The sequence below is a fragment of the Paenibacillus sp. FSL R5-0341 genome (assembly GCF_037975235.1).
GTDB classification, from domain to species: Bacteria; Bacillota; Bacilli; order Paenibacillales; family Paenibacillaceae; genus Paenibacillus; species Paenibacillus amylolyticus_A.
Genome location: NZ_CP150241.1, coordinates 4,289,131 through 4,313,170, shown reverse-complemented (window position 1 = coordinate 4,313,170; position 24,040 = coordinate 4,289,131). Strand labels below are relative to the sequence as shown.

Sequence of the window (24,040 nt, the reverse complement as noted above, 5' to 3'; positions counted from 1 at the left end):
GCCTTTATCCCCGAATTTTAACCATTAAAAAAATGATTCAAAAAATCCGGGGATAACAGCGATCGGAAGATGGTACTGCACTCGGAGTGCCCCGTGTAAAAACTTTCGTGCAACTTACATTAATCATCCTCAGGAGGTCGTCTTTCATGAAAAAAAATAAAAAATTGATCCTGCCGCTCGTCAGTATGCTGGTGATGTCTATCCTGCTGTCGGCTTGCGGCGGCGGGGATAACGCGTCATCTGGAGAGAACGGCTCCTCGGGTTCAGGCAAGGTTACGATCAGCTTCATGCACTGGCGTGGAGAAGATGTAGAGGCACTCAACAAGACCATTGACGCATTTGAAAAAGAAAACCCGAACATTAACGTGGAGATGCAGACACTGCCCTCTGATCAATACCAGTCCACCGTACAATCCAAAATCAGTGACGGTTCGGTAGGAGATGTATTTGCATCTTTCCCGGGTGCACAGTTCGAAGCTTTCACCAAAGCAGGCTTGTTCACGGACCTGAGCGGATCATCGTTCCTGTCGGCCTACAATTCGAAGCTGATTGAATCAGGACAGCATGATGGCAAGCAATATGCGATCCCGTATCAACTCGTATATAACGATCCTATCTATAATGTGAAACTGTTTGAACAATACGGCCTGACGCCACCGACCGATTGGGAAGGTTTCCTGGCACTTTGCCAGAAGCTGAAAGACAATGGCATCATTCCGATTGCCTTTGCCGGAGCGGACATTGGCCCAGGGCAATTCATGAATACGATGGTGATGAACAATGCACCGAGTGACGACATTTTTACCAAAGTGGAAGCTGGCGAAGCCAAACTAACGGATGAGTTCTGGGTGAAAACGTTGACTCAAATCAAGGAACTTAACGATAAAGGTTACTTCCAGCAAGATGCACTGGGTACGAAGGACCCTGCGGCTGGCGCACTGTTTATTCAAGAGAAAGCAGCGATGCTCGCAAGTGGATCATATCAATTGGCTCAGAACAAGCAGCAGAATCCTAATCTGGAGCAAAAACTGCTTGCACCGATTACAGTAAGCGCAGATCAAGCGAAGTATGAAGGAGTGCATACGACCACATTCATGCTCGCGGTGAACAGCAAATCGAAACATCCGGAAGAAGCGAAGAAGTTTCTCGAGTTCCTGAGCAACCCGGAAGTAGCGAGCGAGTATGCCAACCAGACGGGACAGAATGTAACGGTGAATGATGTGAAGTACGATACGCCTGAGCTTCAGGTAGCCGGAGAATGGGCAACCAAAAAGACCGTGTTCCAGCCACGGTTCACCATTCTGAACGGAGATAACCAAAAAGCAGTAACCAACTCCATTCAGGCTGTACTGAGCGGCACTTCTCCAGAAGAAGCAGCACAGCAGGCACAAGCGATCATTGATCAGCATATCGGGAAATAAACGATGAAAAACCGTCTTCAGCTATCCCTGTTTCTGATCCCCGGGTTGCTGCTGTACGTTGGATTGTTCGTATTTCCTACATTGACGGGGCTGTTCTACTCCTTTACGGATTGGGACGGGGTATCCCCGTCGTATGCATTTGTAGGGCTGGATAATTACAAGGACAGTCTCAGCAGCATCGTATTCCGCAAAGCCTTTGGCAATAACGTGGAGTTCATGTTAACGGTTGTTATTGCACAAACCTTTATTTCGCTTGTCCTGGCCCTGCTCCTGGTACGCAATACCAAGACACGCATTGTGCTTCGGGCATTATATTTCCTGCCTGCGATTCTGTCCTCCGTATCGGTCGGACTGATCTGGGCATTTATGTATGATCCATCGATTGGTTTGATCAACTATGGACTGAATGAAGCCGGGATGAGCGGCATCGCTCGTAACTGGATTGGTGATCCGAAGATCGCCATCTATTCCATCGCTGCGGTACAGGTATGGGCCCATGCCGGCCAGATGATGATTGTATTCATCGCAGGTCTGCAAGGCATTCCGGCAGAACTGTATGAAGCGGCTCGTATGGACGGCGGCAGCAAATGGCAGGTATTCCGTACCGTGACTTGGCCGCTGCTGGCACCTTCGGCAACGATTGTTGTGGCCTATACGACCATTCAGTCGTTCAAGGCATTTGACCTCATTTTCACAATGACGGACGGAGGCCCGAACTACGCAACTGAAATTTTGACAACATATATCTATCATACCGCCTTTGGCAGCTATTCATTTGGTCTGGCTTCTGCCGGTTCCATGATCTTCCTGGTGTTGCTCGCGCTCTTGACGCTGTTGCAGTTCAAGGCACTGCGTGCCGACCGGGTAAGCTATTAAGGTTGATGCTGGAGCATTCATCCTGCAATCGAGGCAGAAGGGAGTTCACATGTTTTTAAAATGGTTTAATCGCCTGATCCTATTGGTGTACGCGCTGCTGATCCTGGTGCCGCTGTACTTTGTATTTGTATCCTCGTTCAAAACAAGCAGCAACTTCTTCACCAGTCCGTTCAGCTGGCCGGACCCGTTTACGTGGGATAACATTACTGGCATGTTCCGCAATCAGCCGATGTGGCAATATTTTGGGAACAGTCTGGTCGTGACCCTTGGTACAGTTGCCATTGAGTTATTGCTGAGCAGCATGATTGCTTACGCCATTGTCCGCTGGGGCGGCAGTGTAGGCAAAATTGTATTTGCTCTGTTCGTAGCAGGGTTGATCGTTCCTTCCCAGGTGAGTATGCTGCCGATCTATTCCCTTACGCGTACACTTGGGTGGTCGGACAGTCTAACGGGCCTGATTGTCGTATCCGCTGCGATGCTGATGCCTGTCTCTGTGTTCATGCTGACAGGCTTCATGCGTATGCTCAATTCGGAGATTCTGGAAGCGGGCAGTATGGATGGGGCCAGCGAGTGGAGACTCTATACGAGGATTGCACTGCCACTCGCTGCACCTTCACTGGCGGCAACAGCTACGTTCCTGCTCGTCATGGTCTGGAATGATTTGCTTATTCCGATGCTGATGCTCAGCAGTAAGTCCAAGCTCACGTTACCGCTCGCGCTTATGCAGTTCCGGGGGGAATACGTGACGAACTATCCGATGATGCTTACGGGTGTGCTGGTAACGGCCATTCCGATGATCGCGTTGTTCCTTCTGCTCCAGCGATACTTTGTTGCAGGTCTGACAGCGGGTTCACTCAAGGGGTGAGGTATCGCAGAAATCGGAAGGAAAAGCTTATTTTGCATTGATTTCTGGAGCATTCTGCATAATAATGATTTAGTGTCAGAATGACTACATAGAGATCAAGGGAGCTATAAGTGATGAGCAAACTGGAAGTATTGCGGAATCCCAAGCAGCGCAAGCTGCTGTTCAGTGCCGGCATGAGCTGGCTGTTTGATGCGATGGAAGTCGGTATGATCTCCTTTATCGTGGCTGCACTGGCCAAGGAATGGAGTCTCAGTCCCGGACAAGTCGGCGTGCTTACGAGTATTAACTCGATCGGTATGGCGCTCGGTGCTTTGCTTGCAGGTGCACTTGCGGACCGTTTTGGACGGAAGGCCATTCTGATGTGGACCTTGCTAATCTTTACGATTGCAAGCGGTCTATCAGCACTTGCGACCGGATTCGCCGTATTGTGTGCACTGCGTCTGGTTGCAGGTATCGGACTTGGCGGCGAGTTGCCCGTGGCATCTACACTGGTATCGGAGTCGATGCCTACAGCGGAACGTGGACGTGCCGTTGTATTATTGGAAAGTTTCTGGGCAGGGGGCTGGATTGTATCAGCACTCATTGCGAACTTTGTTATCCCGGAGTACGGATGGAGAATTGCCTTTGCCATTGGTGCACTTCCGGCGTTCTACGCATTGTATCTGCGTCGTGCTATTCAGGACCCGCCACGATACAAGAATCATACCAAGCTTCATAAAATCACGTTCCGCGAGAAAGTGGCTACCGTCTGGTCAGCACCACATCGCCGTACAACGTTGATGCTCTGGATTTTGTGGTTTACCGTCATTTTCTCTTATTATGGAATGTTCCTGTGGCTGCCTTCGGTTGTGATGGCAAAAGGATTTACGTTGGTTAAAAGCTTTCAATACGTTCTGATCATGACGATCGCACAGTTGCCAGGTTACTTCACCGCGGCGTACTTCATTGAACGTTACGGTCGAAAATTCGTACTGGTTGTGTACCTTACCTTGACTGCATTCAGTGCGATTGCGTTCGGATTGGCTACAACAGAAGCCACAATCCTGACCGCGGGAATCTGTCTTTCCTTCTTCAATCTGGGAGCTTGGGGTGGTCTGTACGCCTACAGCCCGGAATTGTATCCAACTTCCGTTCGTTCGACAGGTGTTGGACTTGCCACATCGGTTGGTCGGATCGGTGGTGTACTGGCTCCATTAATGGTCGGTATGCTGGTTCAGCGCGAAGTGGCAATCAGCCTGATTTTCACGATTTTCTTCGTGACGATCCTCATTGGCGCAGCGGCTGTACTGTTCTGGGGCCGGGAAACGAAGGGTCAGGAACTTGCTGAGTAATTGTCAATAAATACAACGCAACTTTTGTACGGGTCTGCCTGCCTACGGAAATAACGGGTTGGACAAGCGGTATAAGGTTGATACAAGAAGGGGCATGACCATGGTGTGACCATGGGCTCATGCCTCTTTTTGCTATGTTCAGCGTCGGTTTTCCACTGCGTCATCGGTCCGATAGACTTCATTTTTTCTATATCCTATAATGACACTCGGGATGTAGAGCCGTGAGGATTCAGGAGGAAGATACGGGATCTGGATTCAGAAAAGTGGAGGTTAATGGCATGATGAAAAAGTATAACCAGATGGCACAAATGAATGAAAAGACTCGCGTGAATAGCATAGATGGAAACCATGCTGTGATTGACATGGTGCGTGCACATAAGAATAACGACATACATGTAACGTACCGCCATAAGAACAGTAATGAACTGAGTGAGATGAACGGACTGTATGATGTGTATGTTGTGGATGAAAGTAAACCCATGAAAGAGACGGAGGTCACCAATATGATGAATAACATGACGATTACGAAAAATATGGAGTACACAGAGAGCGAGGATGCACGGATTAAAGCTGGTAGTACGAATGAAGGATCTGATGTGCGGACGATTGATGACACGATGGTGCCTATCACGGTCAGTCGGAAAGTCACGCATGGAAAGGGGAAAGCCGCTGGTAAAAGAGCAGGACGGGTCAGCATGCTTCTCGGTGCCTGCGCATTGACACTGGGATTGACCGTGGCAGCGCCTTCTGCGGGAGCACAGAAGCTGGAACAGGGTGTTCGCAGTGAACATGTGCTGCAATTGCAGGAACAATTGAGCGACCTGGGATACTTTGACGCCGGATTGACCGGATATTACGGTACGATTACCAAAGGCGCTGTACGCAAGTTCCAGCAGGCGCAGGGACTGAGTGCAGACGGCGTTGCAGGTCCCGCGACGCTGAACAGACTGAACAAAAAGGCCAAAGCCGAAGGAGAAACACTACGTCAGTTGGCGAAGCTGATCCATGGTGAAGCGCGCGGCGAATCTTTTGAAGGGCAGGTCGCTGTAGGAGCGGTTGTCATGAATCGTGTGCATTCGGATTTATTCCCGTCATCGATCTCGAAGGTCATCTTCCAGAAAGGGCAGTTCACGGCTATAGACGATGGGCAGTTCAATACAAAGCCAACGGCAACCTCTTATAAGGCAGCACGCAAAGCATTAAATGGCGTTGATCCGACGAATGGAGCGCTGTATTATTACAATCCGAAGATTGCCACTTCAGTATGGAGTAAGAGCAGGCCGACGCTACTAACCATTGGGCAGCATGATTTTACGAGATGATGTATTAAAGTAAAATCATAATAAGCGATTTCAAATCTATATCTATGATTTTGATGATTAATTAAGTAAAAAAATGATAACATGAGTGTATTTTAAGTTGAATTGCATCATAAGATTGGAAAAAAATATAGAGCATGCTGGTTGTTGAATGTTGTTAAGGAATTATTGCGGTTTTTGATGAAAAGAAATTAGTTGAAATAATAATGAGAATTTCTTCATTCTTTATAAGTAGTAAAAAAGACCTCTTTTCAAAAGAGGTCTATACTTATTTAGCAGTTTAGTATACTCTTAAAACCCAGTTAATTGGAGTTGTTCCACCAATGGCATCAACTGCAACAGCCTTAAAATCTACAGCTACTGATGATCCGTCGTAGCTTGCAAACACTGGTGTCCAGTTCCATTCTCTTACAAGTACTGTGCCATGGCTCACCAATTTAAAGTCTACTGATTTATTCTGATTAACTTTTGCAATATTTTCTGAAGCTCCAAACTGTTGCACTGAAATACTATGATCCTTAGTACCTGGTGTACGACCATTGTTTTCCCATCTAAAAGATACTTTATCTATAGTGACGTAATTACCATTCTTCCCTGTGAAGATATAATATACAGTTCCATATACTTTCATGTTAAATTCTCTGAATGTATTGTTGCTAGAAAGTTGACCATTTGTTGCTTGAAGTGATACATCTGTAGCATATTGAGTGACAATTTCGCCTGTTTCTTTGTTTTGAAGATCGTACAAAGGACGAGTGGTGTTCTCTAAAAGTTTATAGTTGAAATTTTCTGAATCATCGGAAACTTCTAAATCGACTTTAGGAAGAGTTTCGTTAACTGATTGGATGCCGAAAGTGTCTAAATTAGTGTCATCATATTTTTTTACAATAGTGTATTTGCTTGTGTCATAGTCTGGGTTCTCCTGTGCTGCCATAACAGAATTTCCACTTGAAAAGATGAGAGCGACTGCGATAAGTGGGGTGATAATTTTCTTTAAATTCATAATATTCCTCCATTTTCCTAAGAAGTATTTTTTTTGAATCTATTATATGATAAACTAGTATTTACCAAATTTCAACTATAAAGGGGAATTTATTGTGAGAAAAATAATGTGTATCTTGTTTCTTCTTGTACTGTTAACTTTATCGGCTTGCTCAAATAATGTGTCTTCTTACACAGGGAAGAGTGAAAATTGGAGTGTTTCATCGACAGTACAAAGTAATAATTCTACAGCAAGTTATGATTACGAAATTAAGTACTTAGGAGATAATGCTGCCTCAATTGAAAAAGTTAATTATAAATTTATGAGTGAAAATATTCATGCCAAAGGAGAGGTTCCTTTTAATACAGTAATTAGAGGGAAAGCTGAAGGATTATCTCCATTTTTGGATGAGGAGGAATTTATTGTTCAGATTGAATGGGATGGGAATACAGAAAAAGTGATTGTTACTAAGAAATGATTTTGAAATTTTATGATTATTACAGAAATTATTCTTAATTTGTCTAAGAAGGACTGAATGAGAGACTCATAGTTTTACACGATAAATTGTTAAAGTGTATGTTTTTAATGTATTTTAGGGAATTGGATGCATGCAGTAATATATCTGTAGGTATAGCTGAGAAATTAGTGCAGTAATTGTCTGATCCAGCTTTTATAAATTGATTGATATTTTTATGATTTAATTCGAACTGTTATTTTATCTAGGCCAGCTCAATGCGAGCTGGCCTGTTCTCTTAGAGTCCTATGATCATATGGCTGTTGTATAGATCCCGCAATCCATAAAGAGTTCAGAAGGCTAATGTGCCTGCTTAAAAAGTTACCTATGATGAACTCAAAAGCATTATGTGTCCGAACAAATAGTGCATTATATGCAGAGTATAGAATTAATACAGAAGTAACAATAATTCCTCAGTCAACAGCAATAACTAAGATCTTTGAGGAGGTTCAATATTTGTATCTCTTCAATGTAGAATTTTGAGCTTTCACAAAGTAGATGGATATCCTTGAAACCGAATACGAATTTACAAAGTATATATAAAGGAGGATATAATTAGTTGCTATTTATAAATTTGTACTCGGTTACATCCGTAGAGGGGAGGACGAATATGCCATTTATTGGGGGAGTCATTTTAATCTTTATCCTAGCATTTATTCTATGGGCATTAATGATCCCGCTATTCAATAAAATAGGTAGTAGAATTCTGAAGAAATACAATAAATTCAAACAAGAGGAGAATGTTGATGAAAAATTCAAAGACGTTTAGGGTAGGAGCAATCACGGTGGCATTGGTTATTATTGTGGGAGTGCTACTGGTGACCTTCTTTGTCACTCGAATTCCTAACGGATATGTTGGGGTTGTCTATTCACCAAATGGAGGCGTAAAAGATAGTACACTGAGTCAAGGGTGGAAACTCGTTGGAGCGTTTGATAAAGTGACGAAATATCCGATCCGAATTCAAACGGTGGAATACAGAGATATTCAGATTGCTACTTCTGACGGGAAAAACATCACAATCGATTTTGCATACAACTACCAAGTAGAACCAAGTAAAGTATCTTCTATCTTCAATACATTTGGGCCAATTAGCATTCAAGAAATTGAGGATACATATCTCAAAACACGTTTCCGTGACGCAGCCCGTAAAGGTATTTCCAAGTTTACAGTCATTGATGTTTATGGTGAAAAGTCATCCGAAGCAGGAGTAGACGTGCAACAACGTTTTTCTGATGACGTTAAAGAGTTAGGCTTTATTGTATCCAACGTTACTGTAGGTGTTCCTCAACCTGACGCCAAGACTCAGGAAGCAATCGATAAGCGTGTTGAAGCTTCTCAAGAACTGGAACGTAAAACGACTGAACTTGAGATCGCCAAAAAAGAAGCAGAGCGCAAGCGCGTGGAAGCGCAAGGTAATGCAGACAAACTATTGATCGAAGCAGAAGGTCAAGCTAAAGCAAATAAAGAGCTTCAACAATCATTATCGAGTCAACTCGTTGAATATGAAACCATCAAGAAATGGGATGGAGCACTTCCATATGTAAGTGGGTCAAATACGCCAATGATTCAATTGCCGACTACAAAAACAGAGCAAAATAGCGGCGCGGGGAGCGTATCTCCCTAATAGCGGTTTGAGTTGCACGCCTTTCTTTCTCACCAATTTAATGTGTTGAATTCTAATGAACAAGCCGGTCCAATCGTGGGCTGACTTGTTCATTTTGAGTCTTTTCAAAGGTACCATGAGGGATTTAGTTAAGCCTTGGCATTGGATTCGCCTGTCCAATCCTGTACAATGGATAACGACAAAAACAACGGTAGATTAAGGATGGATCAGCACGATGAGAATTATCATATCACCAGCTAAAAAGATGAAGATTGATACCGATCTTATGGCTATCGCGCAGATGCCGCAGTTTATAAACGAGTCAGAACAGCTATTGAGTCTGCTTCAAAAGTTATCCTATGACGAACTCAAAGCGATGTGGAAGTGTAACGATGCAATCGCCCAACAGAACGTGGAGCGGATTCAGAATATGAATATAAAAGCAAATCTGACACCAGCCATCTATGCCTATGAGGGCATTCAGTATCAATATATGGCTCCGGGTGTTTTTCAAAATGAGGAATTAGCGTATCTTCAGCAACATTTACGTATATTATCCGGTTTTTATGGCATGTTGCGGCCTTTGGATGGGGTTACCCCTTATCGGTTGGAGATGCAGGGCAAGCTGCAAGGTCCAGGCTTCAAAACGCTCTATCAATTCTGGGGCAGCAAACTCGCAGATCAGCTTCAATCAGAAAGCAACTGCATTCTGAATCTAGCTTCCAAAGAGTATAGAAAAAACATCACTCCTTTTCTGAGCGAGGAGACCCGCTTTATCACTTGTGTATTTGGACAAATGGTTGATGGGAAGCTTGTTGAAAAGGCAACTCGGGCCAAAATGGCTAGAGGTGAGATGGTACGGTATATGGCAGAACGTAAGATTACAGATGTGAAGGATATTAGAAGCTTTGATCGGTTAGGTTTTGTTTTTTTAGAAGAGAAGTCGGATGAGAGTAATTATGTATTTATATATTCAGAGGAGAAATAGGGATATTTTGACCATGATTGAGAGTTATAAGATGGTTTTTCTGTAGGCTAAGTCGGACTTTTACTGGAAATAGCCTCAGGGAAAAGATAGGTTAACGTTTTTGTTTGAGTATGATTTAATATTAACTTCGACTCAATCTCACTAAACACGAAAAAACAATACTAGCGGATTTCCCGCTAAATCCGCATTTCATCTCATCCCTTGATGTACAATCTTCCTGAGGTGACCTTACCATGAAGGATAACATGTCAAACCTGATCGAGGATTTGTTTCACGGGAACCTGCGGTTGGACGAATCGATTCACCCTGAGCATGCCGAATATCAGGAGATCAATCGCCAGATATCGGACCTTATGCAAGGCTACCAAACACAGCTTAACGAGAGCGAATATGATGCTTTGGAACAACTGGTAGACCTGATCGGACAATCCACATCTATGTATGTGGAAGCAGCGTTTGAGCAAGGTTTTCGTACAGGCGGTAAACTCATCATTGAGGTTTTAGGCAAATCCTGAGTATCCATCAATCCATAAGTCAGCTGGATATGCACATCAACTTAAAAACCTCTTCTCCAACTCCAGCAATCCGGCTGGCATGGGAAGGGGAATTCATGTTTAATTCGGTTCTTTCACTCCATATGTGCACTTAACACACATGTCTTACTCAAACTCCAAACTACACATCACCTACCGCGCCCCAATATTCGTACCCGATGGCGTACCTGACCCAACCAGATCACTGCCACCCGCAAGCTTCAGGAAATTACCTAGCACAGGCGTGCCATCCGCGCTACGCGTTACCGAAGGCACTAGGGAGACAAAGTCGGCTGCACTGGCGAGCAGGCCTTTGGCGTTCTCGCTTTTTTTGTTCTTCCACCAGACGTTGGTGCTGCTGACGTCGGTTCCGCTCGTTTTATCACTGGCTCCGCCTTGGAAGGACAGGTTATTGGTGAAGTTGTGGGTACCTAGATCAAAGGCAAAGTTGCTTTGCCCATTGTTCCAAGAGGTGTTATTTTTCATCTGTATTGAACCGGGATTGCTGTTGTAGGTGAAGCCGTGCTTTTTATTATTAAAAGCAATGCTGTTCTCAACGATGTGATTCACGGCGATTTTCTCGCCGCCGAGCTTGAAGCCGTTACCATCACTGTTGGAGGTAGAGGTGCCGTCTGATGTTGCACCATTCGCATAGGCGATGCTGTTGCGGATAGTAACCGCGCCGATGGCGCCTGTATCCGTTTTGCTATAGAGATCCCAGCCATCGTCCACGTTATAGGCCGCAATACAACCGTCGAAGACATTGCCCGGGCCTACGGTCAGTTTGGCTGCAAAACCGTCGGCATCCTCGCCGTCATCCGGGTCATAGTTGTTGTGAGAGTAGGAACGAATCACTTCATTATATGCAGGCCATTCACTCTTGGCGGCTGTAGAAGCATAACGTCCCATTTGAATACCCGTATCCCGGTTGTGATGAGCTTCGATCTGCTCCAGGCGGTTGTAGCTGCCCCCGATGAAGATGCCGTTATCGCCTGCACCCTTCACCTCAAGTCCTTTGATGAGCCAGTAGTCTCCAAACATTTGCAGTCCACGATTGGTAGAAGCGAAGGATTGTGCTGAGAAATCAAAGACCGGTTTTTCCGATCCATAGGCCACCAGGTTTTTACGTTGTCCGGATGTGCCGCTGTTGCCTCGTTCAATGGTAATGGTCTGGGAGAAACTGTAGGTTCCGCCGCGTAGATAGATTGTTTTACCCGGTGCGATCTGGGTCAAGGCGTTAGCCAGTGACGTTGGACTGTTGATGGTTCCAGGATTGCTGGCAGAGCCGCCAGGAGATACATACAGATCACCGGCAGCAAGTGTGATATTCGAAGTCGCCACTGATTCAGAGGGATTTTGCAGGCTGCTCTCAATCAGTTCCTCAGCTCCAACCGACCCACCACCAATCAATAATAGAGGGAACGCGGCGCTCAGACAGATCTGGGCCATTTTCGATTTCAGTGAACGTTCGGATCGTACAGATGCATGAGTAGATGTGGATGGGAATAATTTCATTACAAGACCTCCTTGGTCAAATGGGATATAGAATTCGTGTGGCACAGGTTCATGGTAAATGTTGTAAGCGTTCTCATCAATAATCATTTAATCACATGAGCTTCAGGGCCGGTACATCAGGCATTGCACCTTCAAACGCAGTCTGATCCACAGGTGGCGCATAATCTTGTCATCAGTTGATAGCCCTTATTTAACGACCAATCCTCCGAATTGAACGTAGAGAGGCCTTCTTTTCCAACAAAAAGGCATGAGACATACCCTTGATCCACCGAAATAAACTTCGCAATAATCCAATGGAAAGGGAGACGCTGATATATAAATGGAGCAAAGTGTCCATGTATACATGAAAAGCTACGGTAGCAGATGCATCAAGCCACTTCCTAGCCAAGGCTGTTTAGGAAACGTAGTAAATCGTACTCCACCACTTTTTAGATACCTCGTTCATTGCTTGTCTGTGATGGGGTGAGTCTTGCCAATCCGTTCCGTTCTTACGCTTCTGCGGTGCCGCGTCTGGGGAATGCTCAGGTTGTGCAGAATGGTGATACATGGTTCGCCTTCTTACCTAATGATAGATTTGATATATTTTTGCCTTCATGCAGGTTCTAGGGATATAGCGCAGTAAAAAAAGCTTGTCACCTACCTCATGACGTGAGATAATTAACTTTTGCCCTGCGGCCTTTTTTGAACGGAAAATGAAAGAGGACCGCGTCTAAGAATGGAGGCTGACCTAGGATTGTCTACACAACGTTATCCTTTTGCATATGATCCGGCTGAACCTTTTGTATCCCGTCTGGGAGAATGGGTTGCCGATGTTTTTTACGATATTTTGCCAGAGTCCGGCTTCGAGGTACGGGATGAACAGATTTTTATGGCGTACCAGCTCGAACGGGCCTATGGAGATAAAAAGACCATTATGGCGGAGGCCGGTGTAGGAACAGGCAAGACGTTAGTCTATCTGCTCTACGCGGTCTGTTATGCACGTTATACGGGCAAACCGGCAGTGATTGCTTGTGCCGATGAGTCCTTGATTGAACAGCTCGTGAAGCCCGGCGGAGATATTGCGAAGCTGGCTGCACATTTGGACTTGGAAGTGGACGCACGTCTGGGCAAGTCACCGGACCAATACGTCTGTCTGAACAAATTAAGTGCGGTGCGATTTGCGGATGAGGATGCGCCTGTTATTGAAGAAGTGCATGAGAGCCTTCCCGATTTTGTGAACACGCCGGGTACACTTCAGGCTTTCCATCCGTATGGTGACCGCAAACAATATCCGCATCTGAACGATCGCCAGTGGAACAAAATCAACTGGGACCCGTTCCAGGATTGTTTTGTTTGTCCAAAAAGACAACGCTGCGGCCTGACGCTGTCGCGTGACCATTACCGTCGTTCCAAAGACATCATCATCTGTTCCCATGATTACTACATGGAGCATGTGTGGACCTATGATGCGCGCAAACGTGAGGGACAATTACCACTGCTGCCTGATCACAGCTCGGTTGTATTTGATGAAGGACATTTGCTGGAAGAAGCAGCCCTGAACGCATTAAGCTACAAACTGAAACACCGCATCTTCGAGGAACTCGTAACCCGTCTATTGGAAGGCGAGATTCGTGAATCCCTCGCGGAGCGTGTGGATGAAGCGATTGAGAGCAGTGAGCGACTGTTTGCATTGCTGGATACGTATACGGTGGCGATTCCGGGATCGGAACGGAAGGAAGTTCGGGTAGAGCCGCCGCTGCTGCGTGAGATTGAACGTCTGACGAGTGTGCTGGATGCGATCGGTGAGGAACTGGTATTTGAGAGCGGATTGTTCTCGCTGGATGGTTATCAGATGCGTGTCGTGGAAGAACATCTGGACATGATTCAGACCGCACTTGCTTTGTTCCGTAAGGAAGATGGGTACATCTGTTGGGCGGAAGAAAGCGAAGACGAGACGACATTATCGATTATGCCGCGTACGGTGAAGGAAATTCTGAACGAACGTGTGTTCAATACAGGTATTCCAATCGTGTTCTCTTCGGCAACATTATCTGTGGATAGTTCATTCCGTTATGTGGCGGACAGCCTGGGAATTGAAGACTTTGTATCGTTCTCGGTTGCTTCCCCATATGATTATGCGGACAAAATGCAGATGAAAATTACAGATGAAGCTGTTCCAGGTCACCCGGAGAACGAAAATCGCTTGCAAGACGCCGTGTCCATGCTCCAGGAGAGTGGAGGACGTGCACTGATTCTATTCCGTACAATGGAGGAATTGCGTGCGTTCAAGCAGGACATCGTTCATGTACCTGAAGCAGAAGGATTGCGCTTTATGTATGAGGGTGACCGGGAGATCAGTGATCTGATCGCGGCGTTCCAGCAGGATGAGGAGAGTGTGCTATGCTCCGTTAATCTGTGGGAAGGACTGGACGTTCCAGGTCCATCATTATCCAATGTTATGATCTGGTCGCTTCCATATCCACCACAGGACCCTGTCTTCAATGCAAAACGCAGTGCGTCGGCAGCACCATACGAAGAGATTGATCTTCCGTATATGCTCTTGCGTGTGAAGCAAGGTCTCGGACGTCTGATTCGGACAAGCACGGATTCCGGTTCCGCGGTCATTCTCGATGAATCGCTGTATACCAAAAAGGAAGCCAAAGACCGCATTGCGGCCCTGCTTCCTGAAGGTGTGGAATGGACAACCCTGACACACTAACCAGCTTACGTTACATGTTCTTGCTTTGTTGTAGATAAGGTTTCTTGCCAAAATAAGTTCTTGTTCTCTGCGGATTCACCATCCGTAAGTGAGCAAGGGCTTTTTTTTATTTTAATGGTTCCTTGAATGTACTTCTTTTCCCTTTTTTTCGAGGGATTTTCCCTCGCTTCTCGTTACCAATCGTTTCAACATTCTAACGAACCTAGCGCACCTTATTAAAGTGATAATTAAGCGATGTGAATTCTAACGAATCTCAGTAACGCTATCCCGTCGAAAATAGCTTTTAAGCCTGTAAATCGACCGAATTTGGAGAAATAACGTCGCTGTGATTCGTTACACGTCAGACCTGCGCAAATAGGTGATAATAGCGTATGCCAGGTTCATTAGAACCAATGAACGCTAAATGAACACTAAATGAAATGAGCGCTATTAAAGAAGGGCATCTGTCATCCGTATGACTTATGGGACATGGAAGCCCCTTTTTGATGTGTATAGATTCTAGCTGTGTTAAAAAATACCCATGCTCAGATACCGTTCCCCGGTATCCGGCGCAATGCAGAGCACCCGGTGTCCCGGTCCCAGTTCCTTCGCGATGCGAAGAGAGGCCCACACCGAAGCGCCAGAGGAAGGGCCGAGCAACAGCCCTTCCCGGGCAGCAAGCTGCCGCATCGTATCCAGTGCGTCCTCATCGGACACCTGGATGATGGCATCCCACACGTCGGTATTCAGGATGTCCGGAATGAACCCCGGACTTGTACCGACGAGCTTGTGTGGTCCAGGCTCGCCACCGGACAACACCGGAGACCCTTTGGGCTCCACCGCATAGATACGGATATCGGGTAACTGCTTGCGCAGTTCTTCTCCCGTCCCGGTAATGGTTCCGCCAGTTCCCGCCGTAGCGATGAAGGCGTCCAGCCTGCCTTCCATCTGCTGCATAATCTCGGGAGCTGTCGTAATCCGGTGAATGTCCGGGTTCGCCTGATTCTCGAATTGCTGGGGAATGAAGCTGCCCGGAATGTCTGCATGAAGTTCTTTCGCTTTGCGAATCGCACCAGGCATCCGCTCCGCAGCAGGCGTGAGCACCACATCTGCGCCATAGGCTTTCAGAATGTTGATGCGTTCCTTAGACATGTTGTCCGGCATAATCAGAATGGCTTTATATCCTTTGGCGGCGGCATTCATCGCAAGACCTATGCCCGTATTGCCGCTGGTTGGTTCGATAATGGTAGCACCAGGGAGCAAGTGTCCCGCACGTTCAGCCTGAACGATCAGGTTATAGGCGGCACGGTCTTTGACGCTGCCACTCGGGTTGAAGTATTCCAGTTTCACGTATACGTCAGCGGAGTCGCTGCCTGTGAGTCGGTTCAGTTTAACTGCAGGTGTCTGGCCGATCAGTTCGGTTACATCTGCTGCTACAAGAGGATGTTGCTTTGTATTATTTTGTGACATCGATAAAGAATTCGAATGGGGTTCCATAAAGTACAGCTCCTTGATTGATAAGACATTGAGAACATATCCTTTTCCCGGATTGGAATGGTTGGGTATGTCTTCTCCATCTTAATGAACACAGCATGCCATGGTCAACCCGTTCAACCCTTTTGTATGGAGAAAGTATGAACGGTTTTTCGCGGCAGGATCAAGACGCAAGCTAAATCATGTTCATCACGTTTGCGTCAGATCCATCTGCAGATGGCGACTCAGCTCTTTTTTGACCTCATTGCGTGCAAATGTCCACAGCATATAGAACCGTTGCCAATAACCCCTGCACATATACAGTGTTTCGATACCCTCGGCTTCCCGTTTCTCTTCCAGTACTTTGACACCGCGAGTTCTCATCTGTTTGCGAAGACCCAGCATCTCCTTGAGCACATTGTTCTGAATGCGGGTCAGCGACAGAATGTAGACTTCAGGCATCTTCAGTAGCAGCGTATCCAGTGTGCGAATATCTCGTTCAAGTACATCGAGCAAAAGCGTGCGCACAACCAGACCTTTAATCAGACGATGGTCTTCATCCGCAGGGGATGGGGCGGAAGTTGAGGATGTCATATGTTCACTTCCTTAACCTTTAATTGGAATTTTATATTTACAGAACATGTGTTCCTATATTATAATCAATATATGTAATGGAGATACACAATACAACCGAGAAATATTGGAAGCACACATTACCGCATTTTCCTAAAGGTACAGATAGTGAATGAAGCTAGGGATTTAAGGACAAGCCCACTCCAAAATTAGGTATAATTTATGGGTTTTGCAGGAAACCTAAGGCCATAAAGCAAATGAGTCTTATGCAACAATCCAGTCTGCTACAGAATTAATTAAAAGCAATGAAATAGAGCTATGAATTACAATAACGAATCAGGATGACTTCCCGCAACACGATGACGACGAGTCAACGAGTAGAAGCAGTTGTATTTTAGCGAAAATGAGCAACAAAAAAGCCCCTGCCTTGGGCGGCGGGGCCTATGGAATACTGCCGATTCAGCGGCAGGCTTGATGATGTGTTCAGAAATTAAGCAAGATATTGAGGCTTTTCGTAGAACGCCTCTTTTTCAAGGATGACCTTATAAGGTCTTTCCTTGCCCTTCAGGGAGGGCCCAATGGTCGTTAGCGGTACGGCCGGCTTGTGGAAACGATCTTCTTCCTTGGGTTCCGGAACCGGTCGTGATGATTCGGGCGCAGAACTGAGGCGTACCTTTTTTTCGCTGCCCCAGCGCTTGCTTATTTTTTTCGTTTCCGGTTTCATTCCGGTTCGCCTCCTAACAAATCGTTGATGGCGTTGAACAGTTGACGATTCTGCAGGTCAATCTGCTGAAATACCGCCTCATCCGCTTCAATATGTCCAATAATGTGAACGGTGATTACATACCTCTTGGCTACAGGATAGCATAGCAGATACTCTTTCTCAAGGTAATCATCATAGAGATTGATCTTGATCTTGTTCTCCCGGTAAGAATCAATCACCAGGATACGCTTGGGATCATCCGGTGGTTTGTCGTCGTTAGCGGACAAGTCATACTTTCTTCCCGGTTCTCCAACATTACCACATAATTGCTCAATATAACGACTGTCATCTGTACGGTATATGGCTGTGCCACGTACGGCGAATGGAGGATGAGAGACAAAGGCGGTACGCAGGGCATCGCTCATTCGCTCCAGCATCTTGGCATCTGCTTTGCGGGTACGCAGCAATTCCCTAAAGAACCGCAGCAACTTGAGCAGTTGTAACCTTGCTTCTCCTTCAGTACGTTTATGCTTCTCGATGATGTTCTCCAATTCTGGATCACTCCAGCGTCCCTGTTCCTCAATACTGTCTGCGATTTTGGAACATGCCACGGACACGGCTGGTGCCCACTTTCCGTCAGAACGGATTTCATACACGAGTGGATTTAATCCCAGCAGATCTGTAGGCATACGCAATCCTTCGACCTTGGTCGTGTCCTTGATGTCCGTAATATCTTCAGGAAGAATGAAAAAAATACGCTTTCGTCCCAGACGGCCCATAAACAGACCCATTTCAAGCATTGTATTATCCCGGACCGACGCGTAGTACTTCCCGCGAATTTTAGATATATCATCCGGATGAAAAATAAAAATGGCGAAGTCTGTCGTACGAACTTCTGTTTCCAGGTCGTCCATCGTATAGCTGCTTGGATTAAAAACTCCGGAGTACCAAGGGGTAACTTCGGCTGAAAAACGTAAGTTTTCGTGTACTGCGGCTGCAATCGGCTTCGCTTCCAGCGAGCAGCCAATAAAGACTCTTGGCTTTAACGTTTTCATCAATCCGCCTCGCTTAAACGGTAGTGGGATTCAATTGTTATATTATACCATAAAAAGCAGAGTAAGTCTGGAAACGTCTGAGCTGGACAAAGAATAAAGCCGATTACGTTTGCTATAGTGTATGTGCGAAGGGAAAATGATTCCTTTAAAAAGCGCAAGAAAATAAAAAAAGGCCCCGATTTGTCACAGTTGGGTGAATGACAGTTATTTTTGGAAGCTTTGGTCATAGAATAAAGGAGCAGGTTGCACCATTAGCAAGCATTGCTTATCCTGGTGTTGCCGTATGACTGCTGGAGCAGTCCAGAGGCTTCTTTATGCCTGTTTTTGAGGGGTCTGCTGTTTAGACCCGGTCACGTTGGTGTTATATAATAGAAGAACAAGCAAGTTAGCTTTGGTGATTAAACTGAATGAACTTGCAACTGCTGTAAGTTGGATTTACAATTTACACAGGAACGAAGAGTGCAGAACCCATCTTTAGAAGCGAAGTGTTCGCCTGAAAGCTTTCTGAAAGAAAGCTTCGGAAGCATAAGCTATCGCCGGATTTTCCCCAGAGGGAAAATGGAATTCCAGAAATCCGGGGATGGCAGCGATCAGAAGAGGGTATTGCAGTTGAAGTGGTAAGTGTACAATTAAATGTTCAAGCTTATGCATTGTAGTTATTTTTCAGTTTAACTAAGCACAGCTAACCACAACAGAACAGAAAGGATCAGGATACCATGAGTTCCCGAAGGACAATCTCCCCAAGGACGATCTGGAAACGTTACGATCTCTCATACACATAGCGCCCCTTGTAGAGTACACCAACCGGTTTCAAAAAAACGGCTGACTCTGCGAAAGAGGGGATTGGAATGAATATTCGAAGGACGTACACGATGATTTCTTCCAGGCTTACCTTTTGCAGGGTACGGTCGGTCTAAAAAACCAACCTACAAACTGCGAGGGAACCTGAATGAAGAGAACATCGTTAACCTTACAACACGTTAAAACAGAGGCGATCAAATTCGCCATTATGCTACTCGGTACATTTATTTTAGCTTTTGCTTACTATCACATTAACTTTCAGAATCATTTATCGGAGGGCGGATTTGTCGGTCTGGCCCTGCTCGGAAAATACGCAACAGGCTTATCACCTGCCATCGGTATGTTGTTACTGGACATTCCGGTCATGATTCTGGCTTGGTTCCTTAAAGGCTGGAAATTCATGATTCAGGCATTGCTTGGCGTCGGTGCATTTTCCCTATTCTATGACGGCTTTGAACGATACTCCACACTGGTGATGTCGTTTAACGGAAATCTGTGGATTCCGGCAGTTCTATCCGGTGTATTGACAGGGGTAGGCGCGGGGATCGTGCTTCGATTCGGTGGAGCGACAGGCGGAGACGATATTCTCGCTGTGCTGGTTAGCCGCTGGAAGGGATGGAAGCTGGGAACAGTTTTCTTTGTCAGTGATGCTTTTGTATTGGGATTGTCGCTTTTCTTTCTTCCGGTAAAAGAAACTTTATATACGATTCTGGCCGTATGGATCGCCAGCAAAGTCATTACGTACGTCGTTAGTGTTCCGGCTCGCGGAACCGTGGTTACGACTTCAGCTGTGAAATTGCCGATGCCATCGGCTGCAGCCAAGGCAGTTAACGCTGCTGCTGTTTCACAGCGAACTACGGTGGCTAGAGGGGTATCCCATTAACCATACGTTTCAGAACAACCATAACCTGTATCGGGTTTAGATGGTTAACGTTCATATAAAATCCCTTTTGACTGCTCTTCAGCAGCAAAAGGGATTTTGTTGTTTTCGCTCATGTTTCAAGACTTGATCGAAGAAGCAATCTGACCATCCTGATTATGGATAATCGCGCGAATATTCTGTTGGCTGCTAAGTTCTTTAGCCTTATCTACAGCCTCTGCCTTAGTATCGAATGTCGACAGGTAAGTAGACTTTCCTTCTTCCTTGATCGCCCAGCCAGCGTCGGTAGGCACGACATGGATGTTGTCATGACTTTTGGACGAAGATACGGGCTCAGAATGACGACGCTCCGTGGAGGATGACTTATTACGGTTAGCATTTTCAGAAGAAGATGTGGAGTCCGATTTTGAACGTTCCGGCACGGGATGGTTTTCATCCCATTCTTCCGCCTTAGCTGTCGCTATGGCAATCGAGCGTCCTTCCTCATACCCGTCATCGAGCAGAGCATTAGCAATTTCAATTGCTTTATGTCTGACACGTGGTTCCAAGTTCTTCATGGATACCGGATAATCCTGTTTGTTCCAAGGCATATGAACCCCTCCTGTACAATAATGGATTAGTTGTATATTACCCTGTGAGGGGAGGGATAAACGATGAACATCCGAGGTCGTAAGTGCATTTACCGATGATCTATTTTAATTGAAATAAACATTTACACGAAACGGAGAGGACAGAAAAAACCTGAAGAAGCGAAGTGTTCGCCTTTATCCCCGGATTTACCCCATTCTAAAAGGAATCAAAAAATCTGGGGATAACAGCGATCGGAAGGTTGTTCTGTCATCGGAGTGTCAAGTGTAAATATTCTTTATTTCAACTTAAATAGAAGGATCTCGTTCCTATACTTTTGCAAGCCAGAGGAGTATAATGCTGTCCATGTAAGAAATAAGTTCAACAAAAGGAAGATAAAGGAGTACATACATATGTTTAGTCTTAGTCTGGCAATCCCTATGGTGTTCACCATGCTGATTCATGCCGCAGATAGCTTGTCATACGCGCTCCGCCTCGGTGGATTACGCACCCGCAGAATTGCGCTGGCCATTTCATTGGCAGGTATTTTGCTGTTGGTTTCGCGAACCTCGAATATGGCCCAAGGTCCAATGGTAGGTAATCTGGTGGATACCGCCACACGTGGAGCCAATCCACACTTTGCAGCACAGCTACATTGGTTAATGGGTGCGGCAACGATAGGAACGGCATTAGCCATATTATGTTTCCCAACGATGGTTAAGCTCTCGTCGAGAATGGTTGTGCATTTTGAAGCAGCTGGCTCCATCCCTGCAATGGTTCGCGGTATGCTGAAGCGAAGCAAGATTAGAAATGCAACGTATTACATCACCCCGCCATCCTGGAAGATGGCCAAACGATTGGTACAACATGGGATGCCAAGACGGTTAATGATGCTGAATGTAGCTGTAACCGCAATCTATACCACGGGTGTCCTATCAAGCTTGTACGCAGCGTATCTTTACCCAGGACAGGCTGTAGCTGCATCCCAATCAACAGGGCTGATTAACGGAATAGCAACCATTTTGCTGACCATCCTGATTGATCCCCGGATTTCCCTGCTCAGTGACAAATCATTACGTGGCGAGATCCGTTTGGATCGCATGAATCAGATCTATGGCTGCATGCTCGTATCCCGTTTGTTCGGCACACTGTTGGCACAGTTGTTATTAATTCCATTTGCGTATTGGATTGGTTGGATTGTAAGTATGATGTGACGACCTCTTTCCTGAAATGTAATCAGGTACTCTCTTGTATATCTTCTAAAGTAAATTAGAGGGTGCCTGTGTACATTGAATTGACGGAGGATTTTAGCTGTGATACTATTAGACCGAATAGTCGGTTTAATTTATGGAGGTTTTTCCAATCGAAGTTAAACGAAGAAAAGATGTTGCCCAGATTAAGAAAGACATTGCTCGTAATACCAAGGAACTGTTTGCCCAAAAGGGATATAGTGCAACTTCCATGGAAGACATATGTACGATTAACAATCGGAGTAAAGGCAGTATTTATTATCATTTCAAAAGCAAAGAAGAGCTATTTATGTATTTAATCAAGCTTAATAATGAAGACTGGATGGATGCCTGGCTGGACAAAGAATCCGGGTATGAGACAGCTGTAGATAAACTGTACGGACTTGCTGATCATTATGTGGATGATCTGGCGAACCCGCTGAATCACGCGATTAACGAGTTTGTTTCGGGTCAGGTCGTCAGCCAGGAGATGCTTGATGAGATGCTTTCCCTGATTCGAATTCCATATGCGACATATGAGTCCATTATTGCTAAAGGGATGGAAGATGGGGAGTTAAAACAGGATGACCCACAGGATGTAATGCACATTATCTACGGTCTGTTTAGCGGATTGACTACGCTCTATTACGAAAAGGACCTGGCGGATATTCGTCGTATTTACCACAAAGGCATGGCCAGTCTGCTGGCAGGCATTCAACAACATTAACCATGAAAAGCTGATGAAACGTCAGTTTTTTTTAAAAATATTAATAAACCGGACAGTCGGTTTAAAAAGAGGAGATGGAGAATGAACACATTGTTCAGGAACAAAGCTTTTTTAATCGTGACAGGGTCTGATCTGCTGCAAAATCTGGCGATATGGATCCGGAATATGGCGATCCTCTATTATGTGATGGATCGAACTCAGGGAAGTCCAATAGCTGTTTCGCTAATTACCGTACTTGAATATGCCCCGATTTTTGTTTTCTCTATCATTGGCGGTGCACTTGCTGATCGCTGGAATCCCAAACGTACGATGATACTGGGGGATATTCTGAGTGCGTTGTCCATTGTCATGATTATTGGCGTTTTATCTTCTGGGTATTGGCAGATTCTATACGTAGCCACGTTTGTATCCTCTATCGTTAGCCAGTTTTCTCAACCATCCTCTCTAAAGATTGTGAGGCGAAATGTAAAGGGAGAACATTTGCAATCTGCAATTGCTATTACACAGAGTGGTCAATCGTTGTTTTTAATTCTCGGACCAATCGTAGGAACGTTTATATATACTGCAATGGGCATTCAGGCATCCATGTACGCATTACTCATTCTATTCCTCACCTCTGCGCTTCTACTCACATTTCTGCCTAAAGACGCCACGCAGCGGGAAACAAGCACCTCATTGTTTGCGGATATCAAAGAGGGCTGGCAATATGTTGCTCAATCCCGCTCCTTAAGAATGCTTAGTTTGGTATTCAGTTGTATAGGGCTTTCTGCGGGTCTCATCAGCCCACTTGGCATATTTCTGATCACCGAACGTCTAGGACTTGAAGCAACGTCGTTACAGTTCCTGTCTGGGGCATCCGGATTAGGTTTATTGATTGGAGGAGGTATTGCGGCTGCTATAAGTGGCAAGTTGAATCAGACTTTAACTCTGATCGTAGGTGTGCTGTGTCTGGCTGTAACTACGATGGGTGAAGTCTTATCCAGTTGGTTCTGGCTGACCCTTTTGATTAGCTTCTTAAGCTCAATCAGTTTGGCATTTATCAACGTCATCATCTCCACATATTTGGTCACTCGGATAGATGAGCACTTGATTGGGAGAGTGAATGGTACCATCACACCCTTATTCATCGGAACTATGCTTCTTGGATCTTCCATGGCAGGTGTACTGATGAACAGCACATCCATTTTTATCGTCTATGCCATTTCGGTTACTGTAATGATCCTGGGTATCGTTCCAGGGATGCGAATTCAATTTCGTAATGATCAGACGGCTCCTGCCAGCCAATTAAATTCGGAAATCGCTTCGAGCTAAACCTAATCGATGCATTCTCGTGCAACAATAGTTCGTCTATTAAAAACAAGAATGTACGACAAAAAAGCAGCGGGATCATCCCACTGCTCTTTTTGT

The 24,040-nt window shown here is 45.5% G+C and carries 21 protein-coding genes; 14 read left to right on the top strand and 7 right to left on the bottom strand.

The annotated features are described in order from the left end of the window. Positions 1–146: 146 nt before the first annotated feature. The 5 genes from MKX75_RS19380 to MKX75_RS19360 all read left to right on the top strand — a co-directional run bounded on the left by MKX75_RS19380 (position 147) and on the right by MKX75_RS19360 (position 5,815). Positions 147–1,421 (top strand): extracellular solute-binding protein, encoded by a 1,275-nt coding sequence (locus MKX75_RS19380; protein ID WP_339166452.1) that lies wholly within the window; start codon positions 147–149, stop codon positions 1,419–1,421. Between the two features lie 3 nt (positions 1,422–1,424). Beyond that, positions 1,425–2,297: a sugar ABC transporter permease gene (locus MKX75_RS19375; RefSeq protein ID WP_127545502.1), complete on the top strand. Its 873-nt coding sequence runs from the start codon at positions 1,425–1,427 to the stop codon at positions 2,295–2,297. Positions 2,298–2,346: 49 nt separating this feature from the next. Then, complete coding sequence (locus MKX75_RS19370; protein WP_036674932.1) at positions 2,347–3,162, top strand: carbohydrate ABC transporter permease; 816 nt, start codon at positions 2,347–2,349, stop codon at positions 3,160–3,162. A 113-nt stretch (positions 3,163–3,275) separates the two neighbouring features. Further along, positions 3,276–4,493, top strand: coding sequence for an MFS transporter (locus tag MKX75_RS19365; protein WP_036614537.1), 1,218 nt, complete (start codon positions 3,276–3,278; stop codon positions 4,491–4,493). Between the two features lie 278 nt (positions 4,494–4,771). Next, the gene (locus MKX75_RS19360) at positions 4,772–5,815 is read left to right on the top strand and encodes a cell wall hydrolase (protein ID WP_339166451.1); all 1,044 of its coding nucleotides are present in this window, start codon (positions 4,772–4,774) and stop codon (positions 5,813–5,815) included. 277 nt (positions 5,816–6,092) lie between these two features. Here the strand turns inward: MKX75_RS19360 and MKX75_RS19355 are convergent, their stop codons facing one another. Continuing rightward, positions 6,093–6,815 (bottom strand): hypothetical protein, encoded by a 723-nt coding sequence (locus MKX75_RS19355; RefSeq protein ID WP_076333299.1) that lies wholly within the window; start codon positions 6,813–6,815, stop codon positions 6,093–6,095. 94 nt (positions 6,816–6,909) lie between these two features. Here MKX75_RS19355 and MKX75_RS19350 point away from each other — a divergent pair, with 94 nt between their 5' ends. The 4 genes from MKX75_RS19350 (at position 6,910) to MKX75_RS19335 (ending at position 10,415) form a co-directional block, all read left to right on the top strand. After that, a complete protein-coding gene (locus MKX75_RS19350) occupies positions 6,910–7,272 on the top strand; it encodes a hypothetical protein (RefSeq protein ID WP_076333298.1) in 363 nt (120 codons plus the stop codon). A gap of 782 nt (positions 7,273–8,054) precedes the next feature. Continuing rightward, positions 8,055–8,933, top strand: a complete 879-nt coding sequence (locus MKX75_RS19345) for an SPFH domain-containing protein (RefSeq protein WP_339166449.1) — start codon at positions 8,055–8,057, stop codon at positions 8,931–8,933. 214 nt (positions 8,934–9,147) lie between these two features. Next, complete coding sequence (gene yaaA / locus MKX75_RS19340; RefSeq protein WP_339166447.1) at positions 9,148–9,900, top strand: peroxide stress protein YaaA; 753 nt, start codon at positions 9,148–9,150, stop codon at positions 9,898–9,900. Positions 9,901–10,133: 233 nt separating this feature from the next. Continuing rightward, on the top strand, positions 10,134–10,415 hold the full coding sequence (locus tag MKX75_RS19335; RefSeq protein WP_339166445.1) for a DUF6809 family protein: 282 nt from the start codon (positions 10,134–10,136) through the stop codon (positions 10,413–10,415). Between the two features lie 171 nt (positions 10,416–10,586). On the opposite strand, the gene MKX75_RS19330 is transcribed toward MKX75_RS19335, so the two are convergent. Beyond that, positions 10,587–11,948 carry a right-handed parallel beta-helix repeat-containing protein gene (locus MKX75_RS19330; RefSeq protein WP_339166444.1) on the bottom strand — a complete coding sequence of 454 codons (1,362 nt, stop codon included), beginning with the start codon at positions 11,946–11,948 and terminating at the stop codon, positions 10,587–10,589. A gap of 733 nt (positions 11,949–12,681) precedes the next feature. Between MKX75_RS19330 and MKX75_RS19325 the strand changes: the two genes are divergently transcribed. Next, entirely contained in the window at positions 12,682–14,646 is a 1,965-nt protein-coding gene (locus tag MKX75_RS19325; RefSeq protein ID WP_235599443.1) for an ATP-dependent DNA helicase, read from the top strand. A gap of 507 nt (positions 14,647–15,153) precedes the next feature. On the opposite strand, the gene cysK is transcribed toward MKX75_RS19325, so the two are convergent. The 4 genes from cysK to MKX75_RS19305 all read right to left on the bottom strand — a co-directional run bounded on the left by cysK (position 15,154) and on the right by MKX75_RS19305 (position 18,429). Then, positions 15,154–16,095: a cysteine synthase A gene (gene cysK / locus MKX75_RS19320; protein ID WP_339166440.1), complete on the bottom strand. Its 942-nt coding sequence runs from the start codon at positions 16,093–16,095 to the stop codon at positions 15,154–15,156. Positions 16,096–16,308: 213 nt separating this feature from the next. Then, positions 16,309–16,692: a hypothetical protein gene (locus MKX75_RS19315; RefSeq protein ID WP_062835316.1), complete on the bottom strand. Its 384-nt coding sequence runs from the start codon at positions 16,690–16,692 to the stop codon at positions 16,309–16,311. Between the two features lie 469 nt (positions 16,693–17,161). Beyond that, on the bottom strand, positions 17,162–17,395 hold the full coding sequence (locus tag MKX75_RS19310) for a hypothetical protein (protein ID WP_017687536.1): 234 nt from the start codon (positions 17,393–17,395) through the stop codon (positions 17,162–17,164). Next, complete coding sequence (locus MKX75_RS19305; RefSeq protein WP_339166439.1) at positions 17,392–18,429, bottom strand: nucleotide-binding protein; 1,038 nt, start codon at positions 18,427–18,429, stop codon at positions 17,392–17,394. Before MKX75_RS19305 ends, MKX75_RS19310 begins: the two co-directional genes overlap by 4 nt. A gap of 949 nt (positions 18,430–19,378) precedes the next feature. Here MKX75_RS19305 and MKX75_RS19300 point away from each other — a divergent pair. Further along, complete coding sequence (locus MKX75_RS19300; RefSeq protein ID WP_062835314.1) at positions 19,379–20,113, top strand: YitT family protein; 735 nt, start codon at positions 19,379–19,381, stop codon at positions 20,111–20,113. Positions 20,114–20,229: 116 nt separating this feature from the next. Here the strand turns inward: MKX75_RS19300 and MKX75_RS19295 are convergent, their stop codons facing one another. Then, a complete protein-coding gene (locus MKX75_RS19295) occupies positions 20,230–20,700 on the bottom strand; it encodes a DUF2188 domain-containing protein (protein WP_339166438.1) in 471 nt (156 codons plus the stop codon). Between the two features lie 390 nt (positions 20,701–21,090). Between MKX75_RS19295 and MKX75_RS19290 the strand changes: the two genes are divergently transcribed. From MKX75_RS19290 to MKX75_RS19280, 3 genes are all read left to right on the top strand, one after another. Beyond that, entirely contained in the window at positions 21,091–21,891 is an 801-nt protein-coding gene (locus MKX75_RS19290; protein ID WP_264927808.1) for a lipid II flippase Amj family protein, read from the top strand. 133 nt (positions 21,892–22,024) lie between these two features. Next, positions 22,025–22,633 (top strand): TetR family transcriptional regulator C-terminal domain-containing protein, encoded by a 609-nt coding sequence (locus MKX75_RS19285; RefSeq protein WP_339166437.1) that lies wholly within the window; start codon positions 22,025–22,027, stop codon positions 22,631–22,633. A gap of 81 nt (positions 22,634–22,714) precedes the next feature. After that, positions 22,715–23,944 carry an MFS transporter gene (locus MKX75_RS19280; RefSeq protein WP_339166436.1) on the top strand — a complete coding sequence of 410 codons (1,230 nt, stop codon included), beginning with the start codon at positions 22,715–22,717 and terminating at the stop codon, positions 23,942–23,944. Positions 23,945–24,040 lie beyond the last annotated feature (96 nt).

Coding starts and splice junctions, on each gene's coding strand:
- MKX75_RS19380 (WP_339166452.1), top strand. CDS start 147: ATGAAAAAAAATAAAAAATTGATCCTGCCGCTCGTCAGTATGCTGGTG.
- MKX75_RS19375 (WP_127545502.1), top strand. CDS start 1,425: ATGAAAAACCGTCTTCAGCTATCCCTGTTTCTGATCCCCGGGTTGCTG.
- MKX75_RS19370 (WP_036674932.1), top strand. CDS start 2,347: ATGTTTTTAAAATGGTTTAATCGCCTGATCCTATTGGTGTACGCGCTG.
- MKX75_RS19365 (WP_036614537.1), top strand. CDS start 3,276: ATGAGCAAACTGGAAGTATTGCGGAATCCCAAGCAGCGCAAGCTGCTG.
- MKX75_RS19360 (WP_339166451.1), top strand. CDS start 4,772: ATGATGAAAAAGTATAACCAGATGGCACAAATGAATGAAAAGACTCGC.
- MKX75_RS19355 (WP_076333299.1), bottom strand. CDS start 6,815: ATGAATTTAAAGAAAATTATCACCCCACTTATCGCAGTCGCTCTCATC.
- MKX75_RS19345 (WP_339166449.1), top strand. CDS start 8,055: ATGAAAAATTCAAAGACGTTTAGGGTAGGAGCAATCACGGTGGCATTG.
- yaaA (WP_339166447.1), top strand. CDS start 9,148: ATGAGAATTATCATATCACCAGCTAAAAAGATGAAGATTGATACCGAT.
- MKX75_RS19335 (WP_339166445.1), top strand. CDS start 10,134: ATGAAGGATAACATGTCAAACCTGATCGAGGATTTGTTTCACGGGAAC.
- MKX75_RS19330 (WP_339166444.1), bottom strand. CDS start 11,948: ATGAAATTATTCCCATCCACATCTACTCATGCATCTGTACGATCCGAA.
- cysK (WP_339166440.1), bottom strand. CDS start 16,095: ATGTCACAAAATAATACAAAGCAACATCCTCTTGTAGCAGCAGATGTA.
- MKX75_RS19315 (WP_062835316.1), bottom strand. CDS start 16,692: ATGACATCCTCAACTTCCGCCCCATCCCCTGCGGATGAAGACCATCGT.
- MKX75_RS19310 (WP_017687536.1), bottom strand. CDS start 17,395: ATGAAACCGGAAACGAAAAAAATAAGCAAGCGCTGGGGCAGCGAAAAA.
- MKX75_RS19305 (WP_339166439.1), bottom strand. CDS start 18,429: ATGAAAACGTTAAAGCCAAGAGTCTTTATTGGCTGCTCGCTGGAAGCG.
- MKX75_RS19300 (WP_062835314.1), top strand. CDS start 19,379: ATGAAGAGAACATCGTTAACCTTACAACACGTTAAAACAGAGGCGATC.
- MKX75_RS19295 (WP_339166438.1), bottom strand. CDS start 20,700: ATGCCTTGGAACAAACAGGATTATCCGGTATCCATGAAGAACTTGGAA.
- MKX75_RS19290 (WP_264927808.1), top strand. CDS start 21,091: ATGTTTAGTCTTAGTCTGGCAATCCCTATGGTGTTCACCATGCTGATT.
- MKX75_RS19285 (WP_339166437.1), top strand. CDS start 22,025: ATGGAGGTTTTTCCAATCGAAGTTAAACGAAGAAAAGATGTTGCCCAG.
- MKX75_RS19280 (WP_339166436.1), top strand. CDS start 22,715: ATGAACACATTGTTCAGGAACAAAGCTTTTTTAATCGTGACAGGGTCT.